The 10,599-nt window shown below is 27.9% G+C and carries 3 protein-coding genes; all 3 read left to right on the forward strand.

The features are described 5' to 3' along the window. Positions 1 to 291: 291 nt before the first annotated feature. The 3 genes from MBFIL_RS09880 to MBFIL_RS09890 all read left to right on the forward strand — a co-directional run bounded on the left by MBFIL_RS09880 (position 292) and on the right by MBFIL_RS09890 (position 10,515). Positions 292 to 1,299, forward strand: coding sequence for a tetratricopeptide repeat protein (locus MBFIL_RS09880; RefSeq protein ID WP_066974043.1), 1,008 nt, complete (start codon positions 292 to 294; stop codon positions 1,297 to 1,299). 163 nt (positions 1,300 to 1,462) lie between these two features. Next, positions 1,463 to 2,014: a hypothetical protein gene (locus tag MBFIL_RS09885; RefSeq protein WP_084266391.1), complete on the forward strand. Its 552-nt coding sequence runs from the start codon at positions 1,463 to 1,465 to the stop codon at positions 2,012 to 2,014. A gap of 455 nt (positions 2,015 to 2,469) precedes the next feature. Further along, a complete protein-coding gene (locus MBFIL_RS09890; RefSeq protein ID WP_066974045.1) occupies positions 2,470 to 10,515 on the forward strand; it encodes a beta strand repeat-containing protein in 8,046 nt (2,681 codons plus the stop codon). Positions 10,516 to 10,599 lie beyond the last annotated feature (84 nt).

A 10,599-nucleotide genomic window follows, 5' to 3' on the forward strand; every position in this document is an offset into this window, starting at 1 on the left:
AATAGATATTCAATGAAAAACATAGACAACAAATAAAAAAAACTACAAAAAATAATTTACAATCTAACCACAACTAAGAAAATTCACTGTCATCCATCAACTGAAAAATTAATTATTGCACAGCCAATATATAATAGCTATTATTTATATTATATTGTTCATTATTGTTAGATAATAAAAAGATTAATTAATTCTTAAAAAATAACAATAGTAATTCATCAAATAGCTTAAATTTTAAGTACCATATTTAATAAATATATTATCAACAATTAAAATACTAAAAGGTAAAACATGTCAAAAATCAGTAAAGAAAAACTTTTAAAAAAGTTGCGTAAAGAATATAATGCTTCTAATCATGTAAGAGCTATTAAAATAGCAAACCAATTATTGAAATTAGATTCAAACCAACATGAAGTATATTTCCTTAAAATAGCTTCTTTGACTTATCTAAATAAAAATGAAGAATGTTTAAAAACTTGTAAACAAGCTTTAGAAAAAAATTCTAATGATATGAATTTTATTTGTAAAATAAGTCAGTTTTTGCGTGAGTTTGACAAAAATGAAGAATCATTATTACTTCTTAAAGAAGCTTTTAAATTAAATCCAGAAAATAAGATGATTATGGAAAATTTATTATATACTTTATTTAATGTAGGTGGTTTTGAAAAAGCATTTGAGTTTATTGATAATTTCCCAAAAGAAGATCCATTATGGTTAGATTGTTTATTTTTCAAAGCACAATTATTCTCCATGGAATTTATGTATGAAGAATCTTTAGATGCTTGTAATAATGTTCTAAATCATGATCCTCATCATTTAGATGCACTTTCTAAAAAAATCTTTGTTTTGAGTAAGTTAGAAAGACTTGAAGAAGCATATGAAATAATAGAATTTAGAATTAAAAATAATCTACGTCCAAAAGGGGCTAAGGTAGATAAAGCTATTTATCTTGCAAAGAAAAATAATTCTTCAGATGCTCTGGATATTCTTGATGAAGTTCTTGATGAAGATCCTAATTTTTCTTATGCTTTATCCACTAAAGCTAATTTTGCTCACGTGGTAGGAGAGGATGTTTTAGCCCTAGAATATATTAACAAGGCTATAAAAAATGAAGATTCTAGAAATCACGACCATAATTTAATTATCAAATCATTGATATTAAGTGGTCTTGGATTATTTGATGAGGCATTTGATTACTTAGATCAAATTTCTGAGGATAGTCCACATGTGGATGCAGTTATTAAGGCTACAGAAGAAATTGAAGAAAAATTAGCTAATTTAGAAATAGTAAGGATATAGAAGATTTAAATACTATAGAATTTCAATGATAAAATGATAGGGACAAATAGAACAATAGCTATTAATTGATTATTAATTTAACTAGATTATTAATATAAAGAGGTTGCTTATGAACACAATATTGATAACCATCCTATGCTGTTGGTTTCTGTCAGGCTTTTTGATGAAATTTTCCGATGATGAGTATGATGAAAATTCAAATAAACTGATGGCTTCTATTTTAGCTATATTTAGCGGGATTTTGATGGGCTATTTAGCAAGCAACACTATCGATGCTAGCTATATATTCTTAACAATCATAATAGCTGGAATTTTATCATTAAAGATAGATGGAATTCATCATGTAATATCATTAATATTTTTCATATTAACCTGTGTAATATTTAATTTCTTCACAGGTCCATTACTTGGTCTAAGCTTAGCCACGTTAATAATATGCATATTAGCAGAATATATAGATGAAATTGGAAATGATAACTCTAAATTTTATAAAAATAAGTTCTTAAAATTCTTCTTCGATTATAGGCTTACATTAGAATTTACAGTTTTAATATTAGCTTTACTTGGGGTGTACAGTAGTTTAACAGGATTTAACATACCATATGTTCATTTCATTGATTTTAGTGTGTTTATTTACTTTTTAACTTTTGATTTAGGATATATAATTGCTGGAGTAATCTTTCAAAAATTTAGAAAAAATTCTGTAGTGTCATGACTATTTAATTTTAAATGTTTATATATTATTAATTTCATACTATATAGCTAAAATAAAGAAAATTAAAGCTTAATTAGAAAGATAACGAAACATTTAAAACCATAATATTAAATTGTCATGACAGTAGTAGCGTAATTGCAGTAGTATAATTTGTAGATTCTGTTGAAAAGTATATAATGTGTTAATTTCTAAAGAAGACTTCTGAAAATTAAACATTATTCATTATTAGCACTTATGTAAAATTTTTGCCTCCTGAGAAAGTTAGTATTATATTTTATCATGAAATGCATACTAATTATTAGTATATTTAGCCAATAATCATATTTTTAAGGAAAATAACAAGATTAAAAAGCCAGTCGAGAACTAATTTATATAACAATAAGTTAGGAGACTTATGAGACAGTTAATGTAATATATTTGACAGAAACTGCAATGATTTAAAGTTATACTGAGTCATGATTTTAGTAATAATTCATTTTTCAGGAGGCAAAATTTTTACACACTCAAATGGAACATACACAGGATCAAACAATAAAGAAATAAACATAACAAAAAACATAACCTACATTGGAGAATCAAAAGAAAAAGTAATAATAGATGGAGAAAGATCAGGAAGACTCTTTTACATCAGCAGAGGCTTAAATGTCACATTCATAAACATAACTTTTATGAATGCTAATATTAATGGTACTAATGGTAATGGTTCTGCTATTTATAATAATGGTTCTAAAGTCATACTAGAGGGTTCTAGTTTTATTAATAACTCTGCATCTTATGGTGGTGCTATTTATAACAACGTTGGAGCTAATTTTACCATAAGTGAAAATACAAGTTTTATAAATAATTCTGCTAGTTCTAGTGGTGGTGCTATTTTTAATTATTATGGTGCTAATTTTATTATAGGTAAGAAGAGTGTTTTTCTTAATAATTCTGCTGTTACCTATGGTGGTGTTATTTATAATAATGGAACTAATTTCACTATAGGTGAAAATACAAGTTTCATAAACAACACAGGAAAATCTTATGGTGGTGTTATTTATAATAATGGAACTAGTTTCACTATAGGTGAAAATACAAGTTTCATAAACAACACTGGAAGATATAATGGTGGTGCTATTTATAATCATGATGCTGCCAATTTTATTGTTGGTAGTGGTTGTGTTTTTGTTAATAATTATATTGATGGTAGTGGTGGTGCTATTTGTAATTTTGATGGTAGAAATTTTAGTCTTGGTAATGGTAGTGTTTTTGTTAATAATTCTGCTACTATTTCTGGTGGTGCTATTTTTAATCTTGGCATCAATTTTATTGTGGGTAGTGATTGTGTTTTTGTTAATAATTCTGCTTTTGATTCTGGTTCTACTCGGGGTGGTGGTGCTATCTATAATAATAATGGAAATAATTTCATTATAGGTGAAAATACAAGTTTTATAAATAATTTCGCTTCTAGCTGTGGTGGTGCTATTTATAATAGTTATGGTGCCAATTTTGTTGTAGGTAATGGTAGTATTTTTAATAATAATTCTGCTCACCGTTTTGGTTGGAGTGGTGGTGCTATTTGTAATTTTGCTGGTGCTAATTTTGTTGTGGGTAATGATAGTGTCTTTGTTAATAATTCTGCTACTGATGGCGCTGCGATTTATAATTTTGCTGGTGCTAATTTTGTTGTGGGTAATGGTAGTGTTTTTGTTGGTAATTCTGTTACTCGTAGTGGTGGTGCTATTTATAATCATAATGCTTCCAATTTTACTGTGTTTAATGCTAGTTTCATTAATAATTCTGCTACTGGAACTGTTGAGGATGTTTTGGGTGGTGGTGCTATTTGTAGTAATGGGGGAAGTTTAACTGTAAGTAGTAGTGTTTTTGTTAATAACTCTGCTGCTCTACATGGTGCTGCTATTTATATTCATTTAGGAACTTTAAATGTGAATTATAATCGTTTTTACAATAATAATGCTCCTGATGCTCAATTTTCTATGGCTGGTGGCACTGCTAATCTTAATTATAATTGGTGGGGAAATAATACTAATCCTAATGGAACTTCTGTTATAAGGAAGGGAGGCACTCTTACATTAAGTAATTATTATATTATGCAAGTTTCACTTAATTCTACATTTAATACAACTCAGAATGCAACAGTGAAATATCCAATAAATACTACTGCAGTGTTATCATCTGTATTTGTATTGAATAATACAGATGCTAATGATCCAAGCTTGTTGCCTTACTTTACAGTTGAGGTGTTAATTAGAAATAGTACTAATATTGTTAATAATATTAGTGGGGATATAAGGTCATTCATATTCTCTCAAGTTGTTATGTTAAGTGATACTGATCTTCAAGGGTCTATTAATGCTTTAGTAGATGGTGAGAATCTTGTTCTTATTATTGAGAATAAATCTAGTGTTAATCTTACTATTGTTAAGGTTGCTAATGTAACAAGTATTTCGAATAATGGTACTATTGAATTTACAATAATTATATATAATAATGGGGATGATTTTGCATCTAATGTTACTTTCACTGATTTACTTGGTGATAATTTTAAACTTATTAATTGGACTGGTGGCTTATCCTACAACCAAACAACTGGTATTTGGAATGTTGGAGATATTGCAGGTAAGACAAATGTAACACTACAAATGATTGTTCAAGTTATTAAATCTGGAGAAATAAACAACACTGCAAACAATGTAAAAGCTTTAGAACCACTTAAAGATCCAATTATAAACTCTACAGTATCAATCAACGTCACACCAGCAGTAAATCTAAACATTACAAAGGTGTCTAATGTAACAGGCGTGTCTCATATCGGAGATCATGTTAAATACACAATAGCTATTAAAAATAATGGTTTAGACAATGGAACTAATGTATCTGTATATGATATTCTAGATTCTAAACTAACTTACTTAGCTTCCAATCCTTCAAAAGGAACTTATAATAATAACACAGGTTTATGGAGTGTTGGAACATTAGGAGTTAACCAAACAGCTACATTAGAAATCGAAGTAATAATAAATGGTATTGGAACAATACAAAACATTGCAAACATAACAGCAAATGAAATAATCCTGAATGATAGTAACACAAACACAAACACAACAATACATGTAGACTCCTCAGGTCATCTAAACAGCACATTAATCATTAATCATATTTCTGATACTAAGGTTAATAGTAATGTTAGTATTAATGGTTCTTTATTTGATGAGAATAATAATTCAATTGCTAACGTGCCTGTTGTTGTGACTGTTAATGGTGTTACTTATAATGCTACAACTGATGCCAGTGGTAAGTGGAGTATTACTTATCTTGTAGGCTCATCTGGTGTTATTAATGTTGAGGCTTTGTTTGTAGGTAATGCTAATTATACTGGTGCTGTAAATATCACTAATTTTAATGGGATTTCTTTAAATGCTACTTTAATTATTAATCCTATAGTTGATACTAAAGTGAATACTAGTGTTAATATTAATGGTACTTTGTTAGATGGAAATGGTGTTCCGATTAGTGGTGTTATTGTTGTTGTGACTGTTAATGGTGTTAATTATAATGCTACAACTGATGCCAGTGGTAATTGGAATATTTCTTATCTTGTAAATTCAACTGGTGTTATTAATGTTGAGGCTTTGTTTGTAGGTAATAGTAATTATACAGGTGCTGTAAATAGCACTAGTTTTAATGGGGTTTCTTTAAATAGTACTTTGATTATTAATCCTATTGGTGATACTAAGGTGAATACTAGTGTTAATATTAATGGTACTTTGTTAGATGGAAATGGTGTTCCGATTAGTGGGGTTATTGTTGTTGTGATTGTTAATGGTGTTAGTTATAATGCTACAACTGATGCTAGTGGTAATTGGAATATTTCTTATCTTGTGAATTCAACTGGTGTTATTAATGTTGTTGCTGAGTTTGCAGGTAATAGCAATTACACAGGTGCTGTAAATTCAACTCATTTCAATGGACCAATTTTAAATAGCACACTCATTATTAATCCTATAGTGGATACTAAGGTAGGTAGTAGTGTTAGTATTAATGGTACTTTATTTGATGAGAATAATAATTCAATTGCTAATGTTGCTGTTGTTGTGACTGTTAATGGTGTTAATTATAATACTACAACTGATACAAATGGTAAGTGGAGTATTTCTTATATTGTAGGTTCATCTGGTGTTATTAATGTTGTTACTGTTTTTTATGGTAATAATAATTATGCTGGTGCTGTAAATAGCACTAGTTTTAATGGGGTTTCTTTAAACAGTACTTTAGTTATTAATCCTATTTTGGATAGTAAGGTAGGTAGTAGTGTTAGTATTAATGGTACTTTGTTAGATGAGAATAATAATTCAATTAGTAATGTGACTGTTGTTGTGACTGTTAATGGTGTTGATTATAATGTTACAACCGATGCAAGTGGTAAGTGGAATATTAATTATCTTGTGAATTCAACTAGTGTTATTAATGTTGAAGCTGAGTTTAATGGTAATACTAACTATTTTGGTGCTGTTAATAGTACTATTTTTAATGGTTTGGCTTTAAATAGTACTTTAATTATTAATCCTATAGTTGATGCTAAGGTGAATAATAGTGTTAGTATTAATGGTACTTTGTTAGATGAGAATAATAATTCAATTAGTAATGTGACTGTTGTTGTGACTGTTAATGGTGTTGATTATAATGTTACAACCGATGCAAGTGGTAAGTGGAGTATTGATTATCTTGTAGGTTCTTCTGGTGTTATTAATGTTGTTGCTGTTTTTGATGGTAATGATAAGTATCTTAGTGCTGTTAATAGTACTAGTTTTGTTGTAACTCATTATGTTAATGTGAGTGTTGTTAAAGTATCTAATGTTACAGGTTATGTGAATGTTGGTGATAATGTTACTTACACTATTACTGTCACTAACTATGGTTTAAGTAATGCTACAGGCGTATTTGTAACTGATAAGTTGAATACTACTATGTTAAGTTTTGTAAGTAGTAGTGTTAATCGTGGAGCTTATGATAGTAATACTGGTATTTGGACTATTGGTGGCCTTGGTGCTGGTGAAACTGCTGTTTTGAATATAACTGTTACTGTTATTGGTAAGGGGACAATTGTTAATATTGCAAATGTAACTGCAGATCAAAATAATACAGATAATGGTACTGGTAATTCAACAATTAATGTTAAATGTGACACTAATCTTAGTGCTTCAATACCTGATGCTAAAATAGGGGATACTGTTAATATTACTTTGAATTTAACTGATTTAGATGGTAATCCTGTAAATACTGTTGCCAATGTTACTATTGATGGTATACTTTACCCTGATGTTGAATTTATTAATGGAATAGCTAAGGTTCCTTATAATGTTACTGAAACTCAAAAAAATATTACTGTTAAATTTGAAGGTAATGATAAGTATAATCCTTCTAACGATACTGTTGGTGTTAATTTCACTAAAAAAGATGCTAATATCAATATTCATGTTCCTGATACTAAAATAGGGCATAATGCTACAACAACTATCACTCTTAGAGATACTGATGGTAAACCAATTTCTAATGCTTCAATTAAAGTGATATTAAATGATAAAGTTATTGGAACATTTATTACAGATAAAGATGGTCAAATTCATCCAATCATATCTGTTAGTCAAGATAATAATCTTAAAGCTGAATTTAGTGGAAATGATGAATATAATTTTGCTGAAGAAATAATTAACTTTAAAGGTAATTCTTCTAATAATAATAATACAAATAATAGTAATAATAATACTAATGGTACTAATAACACTAATAACACTAATAATAGTAATAATAATAGTAATAATAATAATTCCCATAAACTTGTAGGTTCTAATATTGATATGAAGAAAACTGGTGTTTCTTTAGTGGTTATTATGGGATTAATTTTAGTATTAAGTCTATTAGGATTAATTTCACTTAATAAATTAAGAAATAAGGATGGTTCTAAAATGAGTAATGTTAATATTAATAATAATTCTAAAAATAGTGTTTTTAAAATAGCTATTATAATATCTTTAATAGCTATTTTATTTGTTAGTGTTTCATCTGTTAGTGCTGCTGATATCACACTTACAACTACTGATTCAATTAATACTGCTGTAGGTACTATTGCTAGTGGAGGGAATGTTAATAATTCTATTACTTTAGGTGCTGGAACATATAATAAAGTAAATGATCGTGATAATAATTTAGCCTTTTCCAACAAAAATCTGACAATTAAAGGAAATGGTAATGCTGAAAATGTTGTCATTGATGCTCAAAATGCAGGAAGATTATTTAATGTCACTGGAAATAATAACAATATAACCTTCCAAAACTTAACATTCCAAAATGCTAATGTTATTAGTGGTTATGGTGGTGCAATATATGCTTCAAATAACAACAACAAAATAACCATTATAAATTGTATTTTCAAAAATAACAATGCATCATGGGGTGCTGCTATTTATAATGATGGTAATGCTAGTTTCAATATTCATGACTCTAAATTTGAGAATAATAATGCAAATCCTGGTAGTGCTATTTATAATCATGGTGTTTTTGGTAATTTTAGTGTTATGAATTCTACTTTTACTACTAATACTGGTAGTGCTATTCTTAATTATGGTAATTTTAGTGTGAATAATTCTACTTTTAGAGATAATACTGCAACTAATGGTAGTTTTAGTGGTGGTGGTGCTATTTATAATTATGGTACTTTTAATGTGAATAATTCTAATTTCACTGGCAATATGGCTCCAGGGTATCTTGGTGGTGCTATTCTTAATACTGGTGGTAATTTTAGTGTTATGAATTCTAACTTCACAAATAATAGCAATCGCAATGGAAGTGGTGGTGCTATTTATAGCAATGGTAATTTCAATCTAATTAGTTCTAATTTCCTATATAATAATGCTACTCAGCAGGGTGGTGCTATTTATAATTCTGGTAAGTTCCTTATTAATTCTTCTAATTTTGCATTTAATAATGCTGCTGATGGTGGAGGGGTTATTTATAGTTATAGTTATGCTAATTTAAATATCACGAATTCTAATTTCACGGATAATAAAGGCATTAATGGTTATGGTGGTGTTATTATGAATAGTTATTCTAATTTCACTGTAACTGGATCTCGTTTCATTAATAATTCTGCAGGTAGTAATTATGGTGGGGGAGTTGTTTATAGTATTAATAATGGTAGTTTTAGTTTTATTAATTCTACTTTTATAAATAATTCTGCAGATCATTATGGTGGTGTTATTTATAGTAATGCATTTTCTAGTGATAATAAACTCAATTTTAGCATTATTAACTCTACTTTTATAAATAATACTGCAAATACCTATGGCGGTGCTATTTACAATGCTTATTATAGTAACTTCAATGTTACAAATTCTACTTTTAATACTAATAATGCTACGTATGGTAGTGCTATTTATAATGGAGGTAATAGTGTTGTTAATGTGACTGGTTCTAATTTCACATATAATAATGCTACTATGGGTGGTGCTATTTATAATGTTGCTGATAATTTTAGTGTAAATAAATCTATTTTCACATATAATAATGCTACTATGGGTGGTGCTATTTATAATAGGGCTAATAATTTTACAGTTATAAATTCTAATTTTACTAATGATTCTGCAGTTTATGGTGGAGGAATATACACAAATGGTAGTATTAATATAAGTAACTCTAATTTCACAGCTAATACTCAGGCTATTGGTATCAATACAACTAATTTCACCTTATCCAACAATAATATTTCAAATAATGTTATAGGTATTCAGTTTATATACAATAATAATGTGTATACACTTGGTAATTTAACTATAAATGGTACTAATATTAACAACAACAGTTATACTTATGGAATAAGTGGTAATAATACTAATTATACATTTACAAAGCCTTCTGTTATAGATACGGATAATACAGGTTTTATTATTATAACTGGTAATAATAATGGTATTTTGAATTCTAATATTAGTAATATGAAAAATGTTGCTATAACTATTAATACTTCAGCTAGTGGTAATAAATTAATTAATCTTAATTTAACCAATAACTCAAAAGCTATTATTATATTTGGTAGTAATAGCTTAATTATTAATTCTAATATTTATGGTAATGGTGGAGCTATTGATATTAATGGTAATTGGACTAACATAACTGGTAATAATATTATTATTAATAATGCCAGTATTGTGATTAGTGATGCTGTAAATAATACTTTTGTTAATTATAATCGAATATATGACAGTAGGGATGCTCTTGCTAATGAAGGATTTAATACTAATCTAAACTTCAACTGGTGGGGAGTAAATGATATTTCAGGACAATATTCAAACAGTGGTGTTAATTTCAATTTGACATATTGGTATGTCCTTGAATTATCATTGAATAATACATTTTACACAACTGCAAATGATACAAGAAATTACAGTAAAAATCAAAGTGCTATAGTACGATACCTATTTTTTGACAATATTTATATAGTATAAAATATATAATATTGGTATATGAGTAAAGATTCTAAAGAAGTAGTGGTGCGTCATATTAGTTCTACTGAGCTTAATGATTTGATT

The sequence above is a fragment of the Methanobrevibacter filiformis genome (assembly GCF_001639265.1).
Lineage (GTDB): Archaea > Methanobacteriota > Methanobacteria > Methanobacteriales > Methanobacteriaceae > Methanacia > Methanacia filiformis.

Coding starts and splice junctions, on each gene's coding strand:
- MBFIL_RS09880 (WP_066974043.1), top strand. CDS start 292: ATGTCAAAAATCAGTAAAGAAAAACTTTTAAAAAAGTTGCGTAAAGAA.
- MBFIL_RS09885 (WP_084266391.1), top strand. CDS start 1,463: ATGAAATTTTCCGATGATGAGTATGATGAAAATTCAAATAAACTGATG.
- MBFIL_RS09890 (WP_066974045.1), top strand. CDS start 2,470: ATGATTTTAGTAATAATTCATTTTTCAGGAGGCAAAATTTTTACACAC.